Origin of the sequence: Polaribacter marinus, assembly GCF_022662535.1 — a bacterium.
Lineage (GTDB): Bacteria > Bacteroidota > Bacteroidia > Flavobacteriales > Flavobacteriaceae > Polaribacter > Polaribacter marinus.
On record NZ_JAKQYM010000003.1, the window covers coordinates 146,382 to 166,787 of the forward strand.

Genomic DNA, 20,406 nt, shown 5'->3' on the forward strand with positions numbered 1-20,406 from the left:
ACAGAACTTCTTTTTCTATAAAAAAAAGACATTAAAAATCAATAAAAAGTTTCTTCCATAAAAAAAGCTTCGAAAATCGAAGCTTTTTTTAATATGGTTTTCTGTAAATGAAAGAAGTCTTTAATTTCTATTCCCTAATACTTGTAATCCCCAATATAATAACATGGCCAAAGAGCCTAAAGCAGCAACTAGATATGTTCTAGCAGCCCATTTTAAAGCATCTGTTGCACCTGCTAATTCTTGCTGAGAAACCATGTTTTTGTTTTTTAACCAAGCTAGTGCTCTGTTGCTGGCATCATACTCTACAGGCAAAGTTACAACACTAAATAACGTTGCAAATGCCATAAAGACTAGTCCTACAATGGCAATGTAAAAACCAATCCCTGATGCTCCAGAAGCAGCTCCTAAAATTAATCCTCCAATAACTAACCATTGAGAGAACTTAGAGGTAACACTTACAATGGGTACCAATTGAGAGCGCATTTTTAAATAACTATAAGCTTTTGCGTGTTGTACAGCGTGTCCACATTCGTGAGCAGCAACAGCAGCGGCAGCGGCATTTCTTTGATTGTAAACAGACTCGCTTAAATTTACAGTTTTATCTTGTGGATTGTAATGATCTGTTAATCTTCCTGGTGTAGAGATTACTTTTACATCAAAAATGCCATTATCAGCTAACATTTTTGTGGCAATTTCAGCACCACTCATCCCATTTCTTAATTGAATTTGAGAGTATTTTTTAAATTTACTTTTTAGTTTGTTGCTAACGAACCAGCTTATCAAAGAGATAGCGCCAATTAAAATATAAAATCCCATCATAATATATATTGTTTTAAATTTTTATGTCATTTTTGTTTGATAAATTTACAACATAAAGTATTCCAATTTATTGTTTGGAGAATAAAAATGACAAAATGACAAAAAAACCGAATATTTTATTGGTTTATACTGGTGGAACTATTGGTATGATTAAAGATTATAAAACAAATGCCTTAAAAGCGTTTGACTTTAGTCAGATTTTAGTTAAAATTCCAGAATTACAACAACTTAATTGTACAATAAAAAGCATTTCTTTTGATAAGGTTATCGATTCATCAAATATGAATACAGATTACTATGTTAGTATTGTAGAAATTATAGAAAAAAATTACAATGATTTTGATGGATTTGTAGTATTAACGGGTTCAGACACCATGTCATATACTTCTTCTGCTGTGAGTTTTATGTTTGAAAACCTACAGAAACCTATCATTTTTACAGGCTCTCAATTGCCTATTGGAGATTTAAGAACAGATGCCAAAGAAAATTTAATAACATCCATAGAAATTGCTTGTGCAAGAGATGAAAACAAACCTGTAATCTCTGAAGTTTGTTTGTATTTTGAATATAAATTATACAGAGCAAATAGAACTACAAAGATTAATGCAGAACAATTTGAAGCTTTTGCATCTATGAATTATCCTCCGTTAGCAGAAAGCGGTGTTCATTTAAATTTTAATGAGCATTTAATTCATCAACCCAAAGAAGAAACATCAGCACTAATTGTTAGAAAAAAATTAATAACAGATATTGTAATTTTAAAATTATTTCCAGGAATAACAGCACATGTTGTAGAAAGTATTTTAAATTCTAAAGGATTAAAAGGTGTTGTTTTAGAAACTTATGGGGCAGGAAATGCACCCGATGAAACATGGTTTGTTGATTTGTTGAAAAAGGCAATATCTAAAGGGATTCGAATTGTAAATGTTACACAATGTGCAGGAGGAAGTGTTATACAAGGTCATTATGAAACAAGTATTGCTCTAAAAGAGATTGGAATTGTTAGTGGTAGAGATATTACAACAGAATCTGCAGTGGCTAAATTAATGTATTTATTAAGTGAAAATTTATCGTTTGAAGATTTTGAATATTATTTTGAGAAATCACTAAGAGGAGAAGTTACAAGAAAAAGTAAATTGCTAAATTCCTAGTAAATTATTTAAAGTTTAAAGATTTTAGTAAAATCGTATTAAAAATCTAGAAATACGTAAAAAAAATTTTTTTATGCACAACATTTTTTGTTACTTGGCGGTCTGTTAAATAACATTTTGTGTTTTATTCTTTAAAAAAAAGTAATTAAAGTATTTTGCATTTTGTTTATTTAAACATAAAAATTTATATCTTTAACCCGATAACTATTAAAAATTAATTTATAACAAAGATGAAAAAAGTAGTAAATGTCTTATCTGTAACAGGATTTATGTTTTTTGGAGCTATTCAATCAACCTTTGCTCAAGAAGCAGCAACAGAAGCAAAAACTTTCCACCAAGTATTAAAGCAAAACTTTATTGATGGTGGTCCAGGTTTTATGGGAATTGTATTAGTAGCTTTGATCTTAGGATTAGCTATTGCCATTGAAAGAATTATTTATTTAAACATGGCAACAACCAATACAAAAAAATTATTAGCAAATGTAGATGATGCACTAAGTTCTGGTGGTGTAGAAGCAGCAAAAGAAGTTTGTAGAAATACAAAAGGACCTGTTGCATCTATTTTTTACCAAGGTTTAGACAGAGTAGACGAAGGAGTTGATCAAGCTGAAAAAGCAGTTGTTTCTTATGGAGGAGTTCAAATGGGACAATTAGAGAAAAATGTTTCTTGGTTATCTTTATTTATTGCATTAGCACCAATGCTTGGTTTCATGGGTACTGTAATTGGTATGATTGGGGCATTTAACGATATTGCTGTAGCAAATGATATTTCTCCAGCGGTAGTAGCAGTAGGTATTAAAGTAGCCTTATTAACAACCGTATTTGGTTTAGTTGTGGCTATTATTCTTCAAATCTTTTATAATTATATCGTTTCTAAAATCGATAGTATTGTAAATAGTATGGAAGACGCTTCTATCTCTTTGATAGATTTATTAGTAAAGTATAAAAAATAAAAAATAATATGAAAAGTAATAAAATTTTAAATATTTTCATTGCAGCTATAGCCATTATAGGAGCTATTCTTTTCATAAGAGTTTTTATGGAAGATAAGGAAGTTATTGAAAATAGTGTAGATGTTCAAAACAGCGTCATTAGTCCATTAATTTCTTTTTCTTTTTGGTTATTTATTGCAGCAGTTGTAATAGCTGTCGTACTTTCTTTTTGGACAATTATCAAAAACCCAGAAAATCTTAAAAAGATGTTAATGAGTTTGATTGTTTTAGGAGTATTTTTAGCAATTGCTTATTTTATGGCTGATAGTGATGTTGTTTACGATGCCGCTGGTAAAATTCAACCTGGAGGTGAAGAAGGATCTTCTGTAAATCATTGGGTTGGAGCTGGAATTTGGTATAGCGTTATCTTAGGAGGTATTGCAAGTGTTTTCTTTGTATGGGATTTAATTAAAGGATTAATTAAATCATAAACTATGGCAAGAAGAGAAAACCCAGAAATTAATGCAGGTTCTATGGCTGATATTGCCTTTCTGTTATTGATCTTCTTCTTAGTAACAACTACCATGAATGTAGATTCAGGTATTTCTAAGAAATTATCAGAAAAGCCACCAGCAGATTATGTACCACCTGTAATTAAAGAGAAGAATATCTTTGAAGTAAATATTAACAGAAGTAATGAGCTTTTAGTTGAAGGCGAAAGAATGGATGTTAAAGAACTAAAAGATGCTGCTATTAAATTTATAGATAACGGAGGTGGAATTGGTAAGCCAGGAGAAGATGGTACGCCAGGAAAAGCTTGTGACTATTGTAAAGGTGAAAGAAGCGATGCTTCATCTGATCATCCAAATAAAGCAATTATTTCTGTTCAAAGTGATAGAGGTACTGAATATGGTACATATATCATTGTGCAAAATGAGTTACTTAAAGCTTATACTGTTTTAAGAAATAGATTATGTAGAGAACGATATGGTATGCCTTTTAATGAATTGGAAGCAGCGTATAAAGATGATAAGAACAATGAAGAGTTAAAGAAAAAAGTTGAAGATATAAAGAAAGCATATCCTCAAATTATTTCTGATGCTGAACCAACTTCTTAATTAATTTTAAAATTAAACAATATGTCTAAATTTAAAAAGAAAAAAAAGGGAATGCCTGCTGTAAATACAGCGTCTTTGCCAGATATTGTTTTTATGCTATTATTCTTTTTTATGGTTACTACAACTATGAGAGAGACTACTTTAAAAATTGAAGCACCAAGATTACCTAGTGCTACAGAAGTTAAAAAATTAGAGCATAAAAGTCTAGTTATTACAATCTACGTTGGTAAGTCTAAAGACCCTAATAGAGATGGAGTAGGATACAATAAGATTCAATTGAATGATAAAATTGCATCAGCAGATCAAGTTCCAGCTTTTATTATGGCTTCTAGAGAAAAAGTTTCTGAAGCGGAAATACCATTTATGACTACTTCTATTAAAGCTGATAAAGAGTCTAATGTAGGTACAATTAATGATATAAGATTAAAGTTAAGAGACGTAAATGCTCTTAAAGTTAGTTATTCTACACAAAAAGGTGCAGAATAAAAATCTTTAATTATAATATATTAAAAGGGTAATTCTTTAGAATTACCCTTTTTTATTTTAAAAAAAATAAACTTTATACTTTTGAAATATTGTATATTTATAATACGTTTAATTATACATGAATAAAGTTTTAAGTTTTACTTTTTCAATCTTTTGTGCCTCTATTATGTATGCTCAAAAAGATTCACTCCATTTAGGAGATCGCTATGCAGAAGATCAAATTTATGCATCTATTTCTTATGCCCAATTTTTTAACCAACCCCAAGAAATTACAAAAAGTGATTTTTCTTATGCTATTTCAGTAGGCTTTATTAAAGATATTATTTTAAACAAATCGGGTACAGTTTCTATAGCTGGAGGAGTAGGGTATGGTTTCGATTTTTTTAACCATGAATTAAAAGTTGAAGAAATAAATAACAAAACTGTTTTTAGTAGCGATAATACAATTAGTAATAATGTATTTAAAGCGCATAATTTAGAGTTTCCACTAGAATTACGTTGGAGAACATCTAATGTAAATAAATATAGCTTTTGGCGTATTTATACAGGAATTAAATTTTTATATAACGTATCTAATAAGTTTGAGTTTGAACATAATGCTATAGATTATTCATACAAAAATATTTCTGATTTTAACAAACTACAGTATGGTTTAACCTTGTCGGCAGGATATGATGAGTTTAATATTAATGTTTTTTATGGGTTAACTCCTATTTTTAAAAATGGAAATATTAACGGAGAAAACATCAATACTAAAGTGTTGAAATTTGGGTTGATTTTTTATATTCTATAAAAAATAGTAAATCAAAAAAGGGGAAATCATACCTATAAAAAAACCCAAATAAACTTCTTTTTTGGTATGAGCATTTAAATGCAATCTAGCACTTGCTAATATACCAGAAAGTAATAATAATATAATTATTAAAAAGGTGAAGTTTTGCGAGTATATATTGCTTAAAACCAAGAAAAAACCAGTAGAAATACCAAGAGATAATATGTGAATGCTTACTTTTATTTTAAATGCAAAAAATAAATAAATAAAAAGTAACCCTAGAGAAGTTGCAAAAAAAAGTAATCCTAAATCTCTTAAGTTTGGAATGTTATTCATTGTACTAGCTAATAGATAAAATAAAATTATCATTAACATTACGGGTATTTTACGCTCTCTGATACTTTCTGTTTGAAAGGATTTTATAAGTTTTAGTTTTTTAAAGATTACTAAAATTAATAATGGGACCAAATAAGTTATGGTAAAAACAAGTCCCAAAATAGCTAGTTTTTGATTGCTATTAAAGTTATTAGGAATTAATAAAAAATAGAGCATTACTCCAATAGTTGGGATTACTATTGGATGTAATATTATTGATATTAATTTGTGAAAATTCACTAAATTTCTTTACGTAAACGAGCAACGGGCAAGTCTAATTGTTCTCTATATTTTGCAACCGTCCTTCTTGCAATTGGATAACCCTTTTCCTTTAAGATGGCAGCAAGTTTTTCGTCTGTCAAAGGTTTTTTCTTATTTTCTTCTGTTACAACAGTTTCTAATATTTTCTTTATTTCTTTTGTAGATACATCTTCTCCTTGATCATTTTTCATAGATTCAGAAAAGAATTCCTTAATCAGTTTTGTACCATAGGGTGTAGAAACATATTTACTGTTTGCAACTCTAGAAACTGTAGAGACATCCATTTTTATTTTATCAGCAATATCTTTTAAGATCATTGGTTTTAACTTGCGCTCATCACCCGTTAAAAAATAATCATATTGATAATGCATAATTGTATTCATAGTTACTAACAATGTTTGTTGACGTTGTTTTATGGCATCTATAAACCATTTAGCAGCATCTAATTTTTGTTTAATAAAGAATACTGCATCTTTTTGTGATTTATTCTTTACAGTAGATTCTTGGTAACCTTTTAACATGTTGTTGTATTCTCTAGAGATATGCAATTCTGGAGCATTTCTGGAATTTAATGTTAAGTCGAGCTCGCCATCTAAAATTTTAATAGAAAAATCTGGAACAATTTGTTCTGCAATTTTATTATTACCGGCATAAGAACTTCCTGGTTTTGGATTTAATTTAGAGATTTCTTTATTAACTTCTTTTAGTTCTTCTTCAGAGATATTGAATTTTTCTTGTAATTTTTTATAATGTTTTTTTACAAAATGGTCAAATGCATTTTCTAAGATTTCTATAGCTAAAGACCTGATTTTAGTATTCTCTTTTGCCTTTAATTGAATAATTAAGCATTCTTTTAAATCTCTTGCCCCAACACCAACTGGGTCTAAGGTATGTACCACTTTGGTTAAAACAGAAATCACTTTTTCTTCTGTAGTAAATACATTTGCAGTAAATGCTAAATCATCTACTAGATCAATAATATTTCTTCTTATATAGCCACTATCATCTATACTGCCAACTAAAAATTCTGCAATTGATTTTTCTTCTTCGTTTAATCTAAATGTATTTAATTGATTTTTTAAGGATTGATGAAAACTTGTTCCTGCTGCATAAGGCACATTTTTTTCCTCATCATCAGAAGAATAATTGTTGGCTTGAGTTTTATAGCTAGGAATTTCATCATCACTTAAATATTCATCAATATTAATGTCTTCAGCATCAATTTTTTCGGTACCAGTATCATCAAACTCGTTAGACATGTCATCATCAATAGAATCCATTTCTTCTTTACCAGTATCTAATGCAGGATTTTCTTCAATTTCTTGTTTTAGTCGTTCTTCAAAAGCTTGCGTAGGCAATTGAATTAACTTCATCAACTGAATTTGTTGAGGAGATAATTTCTGTAAGAGTTTATAATGTAAACTTTGTTTTAGCATATAGACAAATATATGAAATCGGTTAAAATAAAAACGTCATTCTGTTAGGAATGACGTTTTAGAATAGTAAGTTTTATGTTTTTTTTAAAACTCTGCGTTTTGTGGTGTTCTAGGGAATGGAATTACGTCTCTAATATTTCCCATTCCTGTTGCAAATTGTACTAAGCGTTCAAATCCTAATCCAAAACCAGAATGAACAGCTGTACCAAATTTACGTAAATCTAAATACCACCAAAGTTCTTTTTCATCAATTCCCATAGCTTTAATCTTGTCAACTAAAACATCATAACGTTCTTCTCTTTGAGAACCTCCAACGATTTCTCCAATACCAGGAAAAAGTACATCCATTGCTCTTACAGTTTTTCCATCTTCATTTAAACGCATGTAAAATGCTTTAATATTTGCTGGATAATCGAATAAGATTACCGGACATTTAAAGTGTTTTTCAACTAAAAACCGCTCGTGTTCAGACTGTAAATCTGCTCCCCATTCATTAATTGGGAATTGAAATTTCTTCTTTTTGTTTGGTTTTGAATTGCGTAAAATATCTATAGCTTCTGTGTAAGAAACTCTTTTAAAGTTGTTATCAACTACAAATTGTAGTTTTTCTAACAAACTCATATCACTTCTTTCAGCTTGTGGTTTGCTTTTTTCTTCTTGGGTTAAGCGTTGGTCTAAAAACTCTAAATCGTCTTTACAGTGTTCTAAAACATAGCTTAAAACAGATTTAATGAAATCTTCAGATAAATCCATATTACCATCTAAATCCATAAAGGCAACTTCAGGTTCTATCATCCAAAATTCTGCTAAATGACGAGTTGTGTTAGAGTTTTCTGCTCTAAAAGTAGGACCAAAAGTATATACTTTACCTAGTGCCATTGCAAAGGTTTCTGCTTCTAATTGCCCCGAAACAGTTAGGTTTGTTTCTTTTCCGAAAAAGTCTTTGGTATAATCTATATTTCCATCTTCTGTTAATGGAGCTTTATTATCTTCAAACGTGGTAACTCTAAACATTTCTCCTGCACCTTCAGCATCAGAACCGGTAACAATTGGAGTGTTTACATAATTAAAACCATTTTCTTGAAAATATTTATGCACTGCAAATGATAGTTTAGATCGCACTCTCATTACTGCGCTAAATGTATTTGTTCTTACACGTAAATGTGCATTTTCTCTTAAAAACTCAAAACTGTGTTTTTTAGGTTGAATAGGGTATTCATCTGCATTAGAATCTCCTAGAATTTCAATATTAGAAACTTGAATTTCTACAGATTGTCCTCTACCTTGACTTTCTGTTAAGGTTCCTTTTACTTCAATTGCAGCTCCTGTGGTAATTCTTTTTAGAGTTTCTTCTTCCGTGTTTTCAAAATCGATTACACATTGAATGTTTTTTATTGTAGAACCATCATTTAGAGCAATAAAACGATTGCTTCTAAAAGTTCTAACCCAACCTTTTAAGGTTACTTCTTGTAAAAATGTATCCGATTTTAAAATTTCGGCAACGTTACTTTTCATCATCTTTAAAATAAAATATGCCTTCTTTTAGGCAAAATTTGAAATGCAAAGATACTTTTTTGATGTAAGATGAGCAATGATATTTAAGAGATATGGGAATTTATGATTAATAATTTTTATTTTATCTTTTTTGTATATTTACTAAAACCATAATTTTTGTTTTTTTATTATAAATAAAAGATTTTTATTACTGTATGAAAGTTTATCAAGGTGAGTATTTATCTATTGCATTTGAAGAAGAAAATAATAGGTTTATTAATTTTTGGAACTCTACTCCGAAAGATTTAGCTTCATTTAAAAATGAATTGTTGAATTATTTAGAAAGCTTAAAGAAATTTAACCCAACTCAAATAATTTGGTTACAACAAAATTTTACTCATCAAATAGATAATTCTACTAAATTGTGGGTAGAAGAAAATATTTTAAAACCTAGATTTAAAGCAGGCTATGTTAAGGTAGATAAGGATGGTTTTCATCCCATTGCTTTTGTTGTTGGTAAAGATGTGTTATCTCATATGGAAGTTATGGGGGTGTTTGATGAACCCAATCCTAGTGTTTTTAAACCAAAACATTTTGCTACAGAACAAGATGCAAGAAATTGGTTAGATCATAAACTAGAACTAGCTCCCCAAAAGAATTTAAAAACAGAAATTTTATATAAAGGTTTAGATGCTAATGGAAAAGCTATAATTTAGTTAAAAAAACCGGCATCTGAAATTGTAGATACAATAAAATCTTTTAAAAATATTCTTGATGAAAATGATTTCATTAAATCTAATATAGATAAATATTTGTCTTTAACGAAAAGAGAAAAGGAAGTTTTAAAATATCTATCGAAAGGAGAAAAACAGAAAGAAATTGCAGAAAAGCTTTTTATATCGACACATACATTAAGAGAGCATTGGAAGAAGATTAAAAGAAAACTCGAGGTCCAAACCACAAATGAACTGATAAAGTATTGCAATGCTTTTCAATCAAAGTAATCATCTCAAATAATTATTCTTTATCTTCTTTAGGGGGTAAAATTCTTATAGAAGGTTCTTTGAATACTTTCTTATTTGCAATCTTTTTTTCAAAAGTTAACAATAAAGAAGGTAGTAAAAGTAAATTAGAAACCATTGCCAAAAGCAAGGTAATAGAAACCAAACCACCTAATGCAATTGTACCACCAAAACTAGATAGGGTAAAAGTTAAAAAACCAAAAAACAAAACGATAGAAGTATAAAACATGCTTACTCCTGTTTCTCGTAAAGCTGCATAAACAGATTGTTTTACTCGCCATTTATTCGTGATGAGTTCTTGTCTGTATTTTGCTAAGAAATGAATTGTATCATCTACAGAAATCCCAAATGCAATACTAAAGACTAAAATGGTTGATGGTTTTATAGGGATGTCAAAATACCCCATTAAACCAGCAGTTATTAACAGTGGAAGTATGTTTGGTAAAAGTGAAATTAAAATCATTTGTGGAGATCGAAACATCCAGGCCATAAAAAGTGCAATTAAAAGAATGGCTAATGATAGTGAAATCACTAAATTATTTATTAGATAATTCGTCCCTTTTATAAATACCAATGCTTTTCCTGTGATTGTAACTTTATATTTTTCTGAAGGAAATTCTTTTTTGATTACGGCCTGTAATCTTTCTTGAATTACATTCATTTTATCTGTACCAATATCTTTCATAAAGGTTGTGATTCTTGCATATCTTCCAGTAGAATCTACAAAGTTTTTTAGCATTCCAGCCTCACTATTAGAGTTTTTGGTATAAGAAAAAATATAGCTTTGTTCTTGATTTGTAGGTAATTGATAATATTTAGGGTTTCCTTTGTAATATGCTTGTTTAGAGTATTTTACAAGATTTACTACCGAGATAGGTTTTGACAATTCAGGAAATGATTCTATAGTTTCATTGATTTTATCCATCTTTTTTAAAGTGGATAATTTCATAACACCTTTGTCTTTTTTTGTGTCGATTAAAATTTCTAAGGGCATAATTCCTCCAAACTCTCTCTCAAAAAACTTTATGTCTTTATAAAATTGTTTGCTTTTTGGCATATCTTCTATTAGACTTCCAGAAACTCTAATTTTGTATACACCAATTATACCTGCCATAATAACAATAACTGTAGCAAAGTATATGGCAATACGATGATCTTTTACCGTTTTTTCCATCCAATTTACTACATTCTCAATCCATCTTGTTTCAAGATGATTCAAATGTTTCTTCTTTGGAAGCGGCATAAAACTGTAAATAATAGGAATAATTAACAGTGCTAAAATAAAAATACTAACAATGTTTACAGAAGCTAAAATTCCAAATTCACGTAACAAATTACTTTTTACAAATACAAAAGTAGCAAAACCAGATGCTGTTGTAATATTGGTCATTAAAGTAGCATTACCTACTTTAGTTATTACACGCTGTAAAGCTTTAGCTTGCTGACCGTGTTTTTTTATTTCTTGCTGATATTTATTGATAAGAAAAACTGCATTTGGAACACCAATAACTATAATTAATGGAGGTATTAATGCAGATAAAACGGTGATTTCATATCGAAACCAGCCAATAAATCCAAATGCCCAAATTACACCAATTAAAACAACTAAAAGAGTAATAAAGGTTGCTCTAAACGATCTAAAAAAGAAAAAGAAGATAATAGCTGTAATACCCAGTGCACCTACAACAAAAAGTATGATTTCATCTTGAATATTTTGTGCATTTAATGTTCTAATATAGGGCATTCCAGAAATTCGAACATCTACATTGTTGTCTTTCTCAAATTTTTCTATATTAGGTATTAGCTTGTCAAAAATAAAATCTCTTCGTTTAGGGGTGTTTATGATTTCTTTTTTAATGTAGATAGCAGTTTGTAAAGTACCTGTTTCTTTATTAAAAAGAAGATTATCATAAAAAGGTAATTTTTCAAAAAGTTGTTTTTTTATTTCTGAAACTTCTTTTAAACTTTTGGGTTCTGTTTCATATAAAGGTTCTAAAACAAATTTTCTTTTTTTTCTATCTGCTTTTAGTTTTTGTACATCAGCAATAGAAAGGGTAAAATCGATTTCTTCTAAATCATCAAATTCATCGACAAGTTTGTTCCAAGCATTGAATTTTTTGGGTGTAAAAACAGTTGAATCTTTAATGCCAAGAATGACAAGGTTTCCTTCTTCACCAAATATTTCTAGAAACTTATTGTACTCTAAATTTGCTTCATGATTTTCTGGTAATAAGTTTGCCTCTGTATAGGAGAATTTCATATACTTCATCTGAGAGGCTAATAACCCAGTAATGATGGCAATACACAATAAAACCAAGTAGCGGTTTCTTAAAATTAAACCAGCAACTTTTGTCCAGAAATTCATTTAGAAAAATTTAAGCAAAGGTAATTAAATTGTAGAACTGTTATAAACAAAAAAAGAGTGTTTTAAAAACACTCTTTTTAAATGATTTTAAAGAAATTATACGGTCATTATTTCTTTCTCTTTGATAGAGAATTTATCGTCTATTTCTTTAACAAATGTATTTGTTAATTCTTGAACGTTGTCTTCAGCAATTTTTTTCATATCATCAGAAACGTCAGTTTTCTTGATATCGTTATTTGCATCTTTTCTTGCATTTCTAATACCAACTTTAGCATGCTCTGCTTCTGCTTTAGCTTGTTTTGCTAAACCACGTCTTCTTTCTTCTGTTAATGGTGGAACATTAATCATAATAATGTCTCCATTATTCATCGGGTTAAATCCTAAATTGGCTAATTGAATTGCTCTTTCAATTTCTTGCAACATATTTTTTTCCCAAGGTTGTATGGCAATAGTTCTTGGGTCTGGTGTACTAACGTTTGCTACTTGACCTAATGGTGTTTGAGAACCATAATAATCTACCATTACAGTTCCAAGCATTGCAGGTGTTGCTTTACCTGCTCTAATTGAGCGTAATTCTTTTATTAAATGCTCTATGGCATTATTCATAGCCTCTTTAGCCGTATCTAATATAAATTCAATTTCTTCGTTCATCTCCCCTAATAATTTAAAGATTTTGATTATTGATTATTAACTATAGTTCCAATTTTATCTCCTGATACTAGTTTTAGTAAGTTTCCATTAGTATTCATATCAAAAACTATAATTGGTAATTTATTTTCTTCACTTAATGTAAATGCTGTCATATCCATTACTTTTAAGCCTTTTTTAATTACATCTTTAAAAGTAATCGTTTCAAACTTAATGGCATTTTTGTCTTTTTCTGGGTCTACGTTGTAGATTCCATCTACGCGAGTTCCTTTTAAAATAGCATCTGCATCTATTTCTATTGCACGTAAAACAGCAGCTGTGTCTGTTGTAAAATAAGGATTCCCCGTTCCTGCTCCAAAAATAACAACTCTTCCTTTTTCTAAATGACGAATTGCTTTTCTTTTAATATAAGGTTCTGCAACTTCTTTAATTTCTAAAGCTGTTTGCAAGCGTGTGTGCACATCTTCATCTTCAAGTGCACTCTGTAATGCTAAACCGTTAATACAGGTTGCTAACATCCCCATGTGATCTCCTTGTACACGATCCATGCCGTTTGCTGCTCCTGCAACTCCTCTAAAGATGTTTCCACCACCAATAACAATGGCGACTTCTATGCCTTTTGCAATAACTTGTTTTATTTCTTTAGCGTATTCAGATAAACGTTTTGGGTCTATACCATATTGTCTATCGCCCATTAAGGCTTCTCCACTTAATTTTAAAAGAATTCTTTTGTATTGCATAGTTTTGTTGAAAGTTGTGCAAAACTACGTATTTTTTTTGATTTTCCTTTTTTTCATAAATAAAAAAAACCTCGCATGATGCGAGGCTTTTTTAAAAGTATATTTAGTAGGATACTTATCCTAAAGTAACTCTTTTGAAAGTTGAAATTTCAACATCACCATACGTTTTAACGTATTGAGCAACATTTTTCTTTTCATCTTTAATAAAAGATTGGTCTAAAAGACATTGTTCCATATCTAAAGTTGTGTTGTCAGAAATAAATCTTTCCATTTTTCCAGGTAAGATTCTATCCCAGATTTTTTCTGGTTTTCCTTCTGCAGCTAATTCAGCTTTAGCAGCTTCTTCAGCTTTAGCTAAAACCTCATCAGATAACTGAGACATAGAAATAAATTGAGGAACATTTTTCAATGTTTTCCCTAATCTTCCTAATTCAATATTATCTTTTTCGATCACAGCAATTCTTGCTTCTGTTTCAGCAGCAACATATGCAGGGTCAAAATCTTTATAAGATAAAGTTGTAGCTCCCATTGAAGCAACTTGCATTGCAACATCTTTAGCTAAAGTTTCTGCGTTATCTACAACAGCAGACAAACCAACTAAGGCAGCAATTTTACCTATGTGAGTATAAGCACCAACATATGCAGCTTCAATTTTTTCAAATGCAGTAATGTCTAACTTTTCTCCAATAACACCAGTTTGTTCAACTAATTTATCAGCAACAGTCATTCCACCAAAATCAGCAGCTAAGAAAGATTCTTTATCTGTAGAGTTTAAAGCGATGTCTGCAAATTGACCAGCTAATTCAACGAAAGATTCGTTTTTACCAACAAAATCAGTTTCACAAGCTAAAACGATTGCAACACCTGCAGTTTTATCGTCATTAATTCTTGTTACTGCAACTCCTTCTGTAGATTCTCTATCAGCTCTTTTTGCAGCAATTTTTTGACCTTTTTTACGTAAAATATCAATTGCTTTGTCGAAATCTCCAGCAGCTTCTACTAATGCCTTTTTACAGTCCATCATTCCAGCTCCAGTTGCCTCTCTTAATTTTTTAACATCAGCAGCACTAATCTTTACTGTTTCCATGTTATTTATATTTTTTAATTATACTTATTATTTTTCTTCAGCAGGAGTTTCAGTTATTTCAGCTTTAGGCTCTTCAACCTTTGCTTCTTTAACTTTAGGAGTTGCTTTTTCTGCTTTTGGAGCTGCAACTTCTTTTACTTTTTCTTTGTCTGCTTTTCTATCTGATAAACCTTCTGCTATTGCATCAGTTACAAAAGATAATACTTTGTCTATAGACTTAGAAGCATCATCATTTGCAGGAATTACAAAATCTACTAATCTTGGATCAGAGTTTGTATCTACCATTGCAAAAATAGGAATGTTTAATTTTTGAGCTTCTGCAATTGCAATGTGCTCTTTTTTAATATCTACTACAAATAATGCACCAGGTAAACGAGTCATATCTGAAATAGAACCTAAATTCTTTTCTAATTTTTCTCTCTGACGATTGATTTGTAATTTCTCTCTTTTAGACAATGCGTCAAAAGAACCATCTTGTTTCATTCTATCAATTTGAGCCATTTTTTTAACAGCTTTTCTAATAGTAACAAAATTTGTTAACATTCCTCCAGGCCATCTTTCTGTAATGAAAGGCATGTTTACTGCTTTTGCTTTTTCTGCAACGATGTCTTTTGCTTGTTTCTTAGTAGCAACGAATAAAATTTTACGTCCAGAATTTGCAATCTTTTTTAAAGCTTCTGAAGTTTCTTCTATTTTTGCTGCTGTTTTATACAAGTCAATGATGTGTACACCATTTCTTTCTGTATAAATGTATGGAGCCATGTTTGGATTCCATTTTCTAGTTAAGTGTCCAAAATGAACACCATTGTCTAATAACTCTTGAATGTTTACGTTTGCCATTTTTTAAATGTGTTTACTTTCTGTTTTGAAATCAATATACAAGTAGTCTTTCGAGTCTTATATATTTAGATGCTAAACTGTTTAATATTAAATTATATAATAACAGTTCTCGATATAATAAAGTGCAGAATAAATTCTGCGCAATATTAACGTTTCGAGAATTGGAATTTTTTACGTGCTTTTTTCTGACCGAATTTTTTACGTTCAACCATTCTTGGGTCACGAGTTAATAAGCCTTCTGGTTTTAATACCAATCTGTGCTCTTCGTTGATAGCAACTAAAGCTCTTGTAATAGCCAAACGAATTGCTTCTGCTTGTCCTGTTACACCACCACCATAAACATTTACTTTGATGTCGTAAGACTCTAAGTTTTCTGTTAACATTAATGGTTGTTGTACTTTATATTGTAAAGTTCCTGTTGTAAAGTAACTTTTATAATCTTTCTTGTTAACTGTAATGTTACCGCTTCCTTCAGATAGGTATATACGAGCAACAGCAGTTTTTCTTCTACCGATTTTGTGAACTGTATCCATTATTTAAGATCGTTAAGGTTAATAGCTTTAGGTTCTTGACCTGCGTGTTTGTGCTCACCACCTGCATATACATACAAGTTTCTGTATAAAGCTGCTCCTAAAATATTTTTAGGTAACATTCCTTTTACAGCTTTTTCGATTAATCTTGTAGGATCTTTCTCAAACATTTCTGTTGCTGTAAGCGATCTTTGACCTCCTGGATATCCCGTATGACGGATGTAAGACTTGTCAGTCCATTTTTTTCCAGTTAAGGTAATTTTTTCTGCGTTGATAATCACCACGTTGTCTCCACAATCTACGTGAGGAGTAAAGTTTGGTTTGTATTTACCTCTAATTAGCTTTGCTACTTTAGAAGCTAGACGACCCAACGTTTGCCCGTCTGCATCAACTAAAACCCACTCCTTGTTTACGGTAGCGCTGTTTGCTGATACTGTTTTGTAACTTAATGTGTTCATAATTACACTATTAGTTTTTGTTCTATTAATAATTTGTGTTTTCCTTAAAAAAGGAGTGCAAATGTACCGCTTTTTATTTGATTGACAAATAGTGTTTTAGAATATTTTTAAATCTAATTGAATGGTTCTTAAAAGTGTAGCTATGTTATAAAAATGAAATTAAGAAATAAGTTTTTTTGTGAAGGGATTTATTTTTTAGGATCAATTTTTAATCCGCCATTTTTAAATAGTTCGTAAGCAGATTGATAATATGATATGGTTTCTTTTAAGAAAACAGAATCGGTTTGGATTGGGGTAAGTTTGTTTTCTTTTTTATTCCATTGATATGTAGAATGATGTTTTTGTGTTTCTAATATTAAAAGTTTATTGGGTTTTAGAAGACCCACTTTTCTATGGTTTCCAATAAAAGCACGTTCATCTTTTGTGGTCATTTTAGAAATGTCTGTTCCAAAAACATTTGTGTTATAGCTCCAGTTTAAATATCCAAAAAGTGTAGGAAAAACATCAATTTGGGAGGATAATTTATCTATTTCTTGAGGAGTTTTATTTTTTAAGTTAAAAATAAAAGCAGGAATATGATGGTTTTTAACATTGATTTCGGTTCTACCTGCACTATAGGCACAATGGTCTGATATTACTACAAAAACGGTGTTTTTAAACCATGGTTTGTTTTTTGCTTTTTCGAAGAATTCTTCAAAAGATTTGTCGGCATATTTAACTGCATTTTCTCTTGTTTTTTCATCAGAGGTTATAACTCCTTTTGGAAATGAATAGGGATGATGATTAGAACTAGTCATCATAAAATTAAAGAAGGGTTGTTTGCTTTTATATTGTTTATCGGCAACTTCTAATAGTTTTTTAAAGACGTCTCCATCGCAAGCTGCCCAAGCATTTTCGAAACTAACTTCATTGTCTTCTATTCGAACTCTTTTTGTGGGTAATTTTTCTTTTAATCGATGAGGTTTTTTTCTATCAACAATATCAAATCCATTATAGCTAAAGTATTTTGTCATATTATCAAAATGACCATCGCCACCATAAATAAATGTTCTGGTATATCCTTTTTCTTTAAAAATTTCACCAATAGTAAATAGATTGTCGTTGTTTTCTCTTTTTACAATACTTCTTCCAGGGGTAGGTGGAATTGCTAAGCTAATTGCCTCCATACCTCTTATAGTTCGCGTTCCGGTTGCATATAGGTTAGTGAATAAAATTGATTCTTTTGCTATAGAATCAATAGCAGGTGTCCAGTTTTTATCATTACCAAAACGCTCCATAAAACGAGCGTTTAAACTTTCTAAACCAATAAAAATTACATTTGGTTTTTGTTCTTCTCCTGTGTTTGTTACAAATCGTTTAATGTCTTTTTTATTTGTTATTAAGCTATCATTATTTGCCTTTATAAGGTCTCTTATTATAGCGTAATTTTCTGTGGAAGGGATTGTGTTATAAAAATCTTTAAAGTTTAACTCGTTACTTTTATATGCAGCAAAGAATGAATACAAACCGGATTTTGCTAACTCGTTTTCGTTTATATTTTTAAAGTTTTCAGCTTGTGTATTCTTGATGTTGAAGTGAAATAAAGCTAAAACTAAAAGGATAATTGAGGTAGGAATTAGTTTGGTTTTAAAAGAGTCGGAGTTGTTAAAGACTTGCTTGTAAGCATTTCTTTTTTTTGCAAATCGAATAGATAAAATGAGAATAAAAATAATTAACCCAATCAATAAAGGCAAAGGGAAGCTTTGATGAATATTTTCGATAACTTCATATGTGTAAAGTAAATAATCTACTGCAATAAAATTAAACCTACGTTGGTATTCTTGCCAAAAAGGAATTTCTGCTAAAAAAGAAAAAATTGTTATAAATAGAAATAATCCGTAACTAAATTTTGTAATGATTTTATCGAATTTACTTCCGTAAAGTTTTGTAGGAATTAATAATAAATAAATAGCATATAATGCCAAGAAATATAATAATGATCCAATGTCATAAAATAAACCAATACCAAAAATTTTTATCAAATTAATGATTGAAAAGTCAATATAGTTTAAAGAAAAGAAGTATAAACACACTCTAACAATAAAAGAAAAGACTAAAAAAGTAAGGCCAAAGGTTTTTAATAATTGAAACCTTTTTGGGAAAAGTAGTTGGTTGATTTTTAGCATAAGTTTTGCAATGTAATAAATATTACTAAGTCTTTAAAATGAAGGCTTTATTGTAAAAGATATTTTTTTATTAGAAGTAGGGTGGTTAAACTCAATAAACTCAGCATGTAAATGTAATCTGTCTTTTTTTATCCCATATAAATCATCGCCAACAATTGGTGTATTTAAACCATTTTTATGTGCGGCATGCACTCTCAGTTGATGTGTTCTTCCAGTAATAGGATAAAAATAAACACGTGTGGTGTTGTTTTTTTGTTCAATGATTTCCCATTTCGTGACTGCTTTTTTACCGTGTTCAAAACATACCAATTGTCTTGGTCTGTCATCTAAATCTACCCGAAGTGGTAAACTAATTTTTCCTTTGGGTTTTGAGATAGTACCACTTAATAAAGCAATGTATCGTTTCTTTACGGTTCTATTTATAAACTGACTTTGCAATATTTTATTTGCTTCTTTTGTTTTGGTTAATACTAAAACTCCGGATGTTGACATGTCTAACCTATGTACAATTAATGGTCCAGTGGCATCTGGGTATTTTTCTTTAATTCTTGTATAAACAGAATCTGTGATTTCTTTTCCTGGAACAGATAAAAACTCTGCTGGTTTGTTTACAACAATTAAAACATCATCTTCAAAAATTATTTCTAAATCTTGATTTTTGTTGGTGTTTTCAATTAGTAAATTCTTATCCATTTTAATACCACTTAACATGTGAGTAAGAATAGGTTTACACCTACTTTGGCAAGCAGGATAAAAATTTTTATGTTTTCTAATTTCTGAATTTGGCGATTTTCCCCACCAAAACTCTGCCATACAAAGAGGAGTTAAATTATTTAAAAAAGCATATTGTAATAATTTTGGGGCAGCACATTCACCAGATCCTGCAGGTGACTTTATGTTTGGGTCATTAAAAATTTCTATTAAGGCTTTGTTTTTTTTTTGTTGATTTAAAAACTGAAATTTTTCAAACAATGTTTTTTGTAAGAATGCAGATTTTTCTTTTCGTAGTTTTTTAAGTTGATGGATTTCAGCCTCAAAATTTAGAAATTGTTTTTTATTCTTTTTAATTTTTGCTTCGTAATAAATTACTAATTCTTTGTAAAAAAATTGATCATTAAAACTTTCTTGTTCTAATTTCTTAAGTAATAAATTATAATCGTTTTTTGATAGATTTAGTTTTCCTTCATTTTTTCTAAATTTTCTATTGTTTTTAGAAATTTTCATCTTCTTTCTTTGTAGTTCTAGATCATCTTCAATTTCTTTTGATAATTTTTTAACTTCTTCTTTTAATTGTAGGTAGGTTTTGTCTTTTTGTAAAATATCAATTTTTGCATTGATTTTATTGATTTCTTCTTCTCCTTTCAAGAAAAAACTACCTGAAGTTCTTAAGTCAAAAACAGGAGGAACAAATTTTTTAGGACAGCTATTATCTGCTAATTTTCCTGAAAATGCTGCTAAATAGCCTATTTCGTTTTTAGTGTTTTTAACTACTAAAACACCAAACATTTTACCAATTGCTATTTCTTTTATAGATTCGTCAAAACCAAAGTTATGATTAAAATCTTCTTGTGTTTCTAAATACTCTTGTAGTTCGTTGCTTGCAATTTTAGCAAGTTTATGTGGAACATAGTAAAAAGGAAACGTAAATTTTTCTGGAAGTTCTATTCTAGAAATATCAGTTTTAAAATATTGAAAATGAGTCAAAAA

21 protein-coding genes are annotated in these 20,406 nt (G+C 29.8%); 8 read left to right on the forward strand and 13 right to left on the reverse strand.

Annotated elements, in window-relative coordinates:
- Positions 1–120: 120 nt before the first annotated feature.
- Positions 121–819: a zinc metallopeptidase gene (locus MC378_RS05750; RefSeq protein WP_242177790.1), complete on the reverse strand. Its 699-nt coding sequence runs from the start codon at positions 817–819 to the stop codon at positions 121–123.
- A 95-nt stretch (positions 820–914) separates the two neighbouring features.
- Here MC378_RS05750 and MC378_RS05755 point away from each other — a divergent pair, with 95 nt between their 5' ends.
- The 6 genes from MC378_RS05755 to MC378_RS05780 all read left to right on the forward strand — a co-directional run bounded on the left by MC378_RS05755 (position 915) and on the right by MC378_RS05780 (position 5,299).
- On the forward strand, positions 915–1,970 hold the full coding sequence (locus MC378_RS05755; protein ID WP_242177791.1) for an asparaginase: 1,056 nt from the start codon (positions 915–917) through the stop codon (positions 1,968–1,970).
- Between the two features lie 230 nt (positions 1,971–2,200).
- Positions 2,201–2,923, forward strand: coding sequence for a MotA/TolQ/ExbB proton channel family protein (locus MC378_RS05760; RefSeq protein ID WP_242177792.1), 723 nt, complete (start codon positions 2,201–2,203; stop codon positions 2,921–2,923).
- Between the two features lie 8 nt (positions 2,924–2,931).
- A complete protein-coding gene (locus MC378_RS05765; RefSeq protein ID WP_242177793.1) occupies positions 2,932–3,393 on the forward strand; it encodes an MHYT domain-containing protein in 462 nt (153 codons plus the stop codon).
- Positions 3,394–3,396: 3 nt separating this feature from the next.
- Positions 3,397–4,020: an ExbD/TolR family protein gene (locus MC378_RS05770; protein WP_242177794.1), complete on the forward strand. Its 624-nt coding sequence runs from the start codon at positions 3,397–3,399 to the stop codon at positions 4,018–4,020.
- Positions 4,021–4,041: 21 nt separating this feature from the next.
- On the forward strand, positions 4,042–4,506 hold the full coding sequence (locus MC378_RS05775) for an ExbD/TolR family protein (RefSeq protein WP_242177795.1): 465 nt from the start codon (positions 4,042–4,044) through the stop codon (positions 4,504–4,506).
- Positions 4,507–4,624: 118 nt separating this feature from the next.
- Positions 4,625–5,299 (forward strand): porin family protein, encoded by a 675-nt coding sequence (locus MC378_RS05780; protein WP_242177797.1) that lies wholly within the window; start codon positions 4,625–4,627, stop codon positions 5,297–5,299.
- On the opposite strand, the gene MC378_RS05785 is transcribed toward MC378_RS05780, so the two are convergent.
- The 3 genes from MC378_RS05785 to asnS form a co-directional block, all read right to left on the reverse strand.
- On the reverse strand, positions 5,294–5,893 hold the full coding sequence (locus MC378_RS05785) for a hypothetical protein (RefSeq protein WP_242177799.1): 600 nt from the start codon (positions 5,891–5,893) through the stop codon (positions 5,294–5,296). The genes MC378_RS05780 and MC378_RS05785 overlap by 6 nt on opposite strands.
- The gene (gene rpoN, locus MC378_RS05790) at positions 5,893–7,350 is read right to left on the reverse strand and encodes an RNA polymerase factor sigma-54 (protein WP_242177800.1); all 1,458 of its coding nucleotides are present in this window, start codon (positions 7,348–7,350) and stop codon (positions 5,893–5,895) included. Before rpoN ends, MC378_RS05785 begins: the two co-directional genes overlap by 1 nt.
- A gap of 84 nt (positions 7,351–7,434) precedes the next feature.
- Positions 7,435–8,868, reverse strand: a complete 1,434-nt coding sequence (gene asnS, locus MC378_RS05795) for an asparagine--tRNA ligase (RefSeq protein ID WP_274704107.1) — start codon at positions 8,866–8,868, stop codon at positions 7,435–7,437.
- 191 nt (positions 8,869–9,059) lie between these two features.
- Between asnS and MC378_RS05800 the strand changes: the two genes are divergently transcribed.
- Positions 9,060–9,560 (forward strand): hypothetical protein, encoded by a 501-nt coding sequence (locus tag MC378_RS05800; protein WP_242177801.1) that lies wholly within the window; start codon positions 9,060–9,062, stop codon positions 9,558–9,560.
- A 96-nt stretch (positions 9,561–9,656) separates the two neighbouring features.
- Positions 9,657–9,848 carry a response regulator transcription factor gene (locus MC378_RS15440; RefSeq protein ID WP_420851002.1) on the forward strand — a complete coding sequence of 64 codons (192 nt, stop codon included), beginning with the start codon at positions 9,657–9,659 and terminating at the stop codon, positions 9,846–9,848.
- Positions 9,849–9,861: 13 nt separating this feature from the next.
- Here the strand turns inward: MC378_RS15440 and MC378_RS05805 are convergent, their stop codons facing one another.
- The 9 genes from MC378_RS05805 to MC378_RS05845 form a co-directional block, all read right to left on the reverse strand.
- Positions 9,862–12,231: an efflux RND transporter permease subunit gene (locus MC378_RS05805; protein ID WP_242177802.1), complete on the reverse strand. Its 2,370-nt coding sequence runs from the start codon at positions 12,229–12,231 to the stop codon at positions 9,862–9,864.
- Between the two features lie 96 nt (positions 12,232–12,327).
- Positions 12,328–12,882: a ribosome recycling factor gene (gene frr / locus MC378_RS05810; protein WP_242177803.1), complete on the reverse strand. Its 555-nt coding sequence runs from the start codon at positions 12,880–12,882 to the stop codon at positions 12,328–12,330.
- Positions 12,883–12,908: 26 nt separating this feature from the next.
- Positions 12,909–13,619 (reverse strand): UMP kinase, encoded by a 711-nt coding sequence (pyrH, locus tag MC378_RS05815; RefSeq protein ID WP_242177804.1) that lies wholly within the window; start codon positions 13,617–13,619, stop codon positions 12,909–12,911.
- Positions 13,620–13,734: 115 nt separating this feature from the next.
- Positions 13,735–14,706: a translation elongation factor Ts gene (gene tsf / locus MC378_RS05820; RefSeq protein ID WP_242177805.1), complete on the reverse strand. Its 972-nt coding sequence runs from the start codon at positions 14,704–14,706 to the stop codon at positions 13,735–13,737.
- Positions 14,707–14,733: 27 nt separating this feature from the next.
- Positions 14,734–15,546, reverse strand: a complete 813-nt coding sequence (gene rpsB, locus MC378_RS05825) for a 30S ribosomal protein S2 (protein ID WP_242177806.1) — start codon at positions 15,544–15,546, stop codon at positions 14,734–14,736.
- Between the two features lie 146 nt (positions 15,547–15,692).
- Complete coding sequence (gene rpsI / locus MC378_RS05830) at positions 15,693–16,079, reverse strand: 30S ribosomal protein S9 (RefSeq protein WP_242177808.1); 387 nt, start codon at positions 16,077–16,079, stop codon at positions 15,693–15,695.
- Complete coding sequence (rplM, locus tag MC378_RS05835) at positions 16,079–16,534, reverse strand: 50S ribosomal protein L13 (RefSeq protein ID WP_242177810.1); 456 nt, start codon at positions 16,532–16,534, stop codon at positions 16,079–16,081. Before rplM ends, rpsI begins: the two co-directional genes overlap by 1 nt.
- A gap of 188 nt (positions 16,535–16,722) precedes the next feature.
- Complete coding sequence (locus MC378_RS05840; protein WP_242177811.1) at positions 16,723–18,699, reverse strand: LTA synthase family protein; 1,977 nt, start codon at positions 18,697–18,699, stop codon at positions 16,723–16,725.
- A 33-nt stretch (positions 18,700–18,732) separates the two neighbouring features.
- Positions 18,733–20,403 carry an RluA family pseudouridine synthase gene (locus MC378_RS05845; protein ID WP_242177812.1) on the reverse strand — a complete coding sequence of 557 codons (1,671 nt, stop codon included), beginning with the start codon at positions 20,401–20,403 and terminating at the stop codon, positions 18,733–18,735.
- Positions 20,404–20,406 lie beyond the last annotated feature (3 nt).

Bases quoted from the DNA above. Each gene is read 5' to 3' on its own strand.
- MC378_RS05775 (WP_242177795.1), top strand. From the start codon at position 4,042: ATGTCTAAATTTAAAAAGAAAAAAAAGGGAATGCCTGCTGTAAATACA.
- rplM (WP_242177810.1), bottom strand. From the start codon at position 16,534: ATGAACACATTAAGTTACAAAACAGTATCAGCAAACAGCGCTACCGTA.
- frr (WP_242177803.1), bottom strand. From the start codon at position 12,882: ATGAACGAAGAAATTGAATTTATATTAGATACGGCTAAAGAGGCTATG.
- MC378_RS05780 (WP_242177797.1), top strand. From the start codon at position 4,625: ATGAATAAAGTTTTAAGTTTTACTTTTTCAATCTTTTGTGCCTCTATT.
- pyrH (WP_242177804.1), bottom strand. From the start codon at position 13,619: ATGCAATACAAAAGAATTCTTTTAAAATTAAGTGGAGAAGCCTTAATG.
- MC378_RS05800 (WP_242177801.1), top strand. From the start codon at position 9,060: ATGAAAGTTTATCAAGGTGAGTATTTATCTATTGCATTTGAAGAAGAA.
- rpsB (WP_242177806.1), bottom strand. From the start codon at position 15,546: ATGGCAAACGTAAACATTCAAGAGTTATTAGACAATGGTGTTCATTTT.
- MC378_RS05760 (WP_242177792.1), top strand. From the start codon at position 2,201: ATGAAAAAAGTAGTAAATGTCTTATCTGTAACAGGATTTATGTTTTTT.
- tsf (WP_242177805.1), bottom strand. From the start codon at position 14,706: ATGGAAACAGTAAAGATTAGTGCTGCTGATGTTAAAAAATTAAGAGAG.
- rpsI (WP_242177808.1), bottom strand. From the start codon at position 16,079: ATGGATACAGTTCACAAAATCGGTAGAAGAAAAACTGCTGTTGCTCGT.
- MC378_RS05840 (WP_242177811.1), bottom strand. From the start codon at position 18,699: ATGCTAAAAATCAACCAACTACTTTTCCCAAAAAGGTTTCAATTATTA.
- rpoN (WP_242177800.1), bottom strand. From the start codon at position 7,350: ATGCTAAAACAAAGTTTACATTATAAACTCTTACAGAAATTATCTCCT.
- asnS (WP_274704107.1), bottom strand. From the start codon at position 8,868: ATGATGAAAAGTAACGTTGCCGAAATTTTAAAATCGGATACATTTTTA.
- MC378_RS05770 (WP_242177794.1), top strand. From the start codon at position 3,397: ATGGCAAGAAGAGAAAACCCAGAAATTAATGCAGGTTCTATGGCTGAT.
- MC378_RS05750 (WP_242177790.1), bottom strand. From the start codon at position 819: ATGATGGGATTTTATATTTTAATTGGCGCTATCTCTTTGATAAGCTGG.
- MC378_RS05765 (WP_242177793.1), top strand. From the start codon at position 2,932: ATGAAAAGTAATAAAATTTTAAATATTTTCATTGCAGCTATAGCCATT.
- MC378_RS05755 (WP_242177791.1), top strand. From the start codon at position 915: ATGACAAAAAAACCGAATATTTTATTGGTTTATACTGGTGGAACTATT.
- MC378_RS05805 (WP_242177802.1), bottom strand. From the start codon at position 12,231: ATGAATTTCTGGACAAAAGTTGCTGGTTTAATTTTAAGAAACCGCTAC.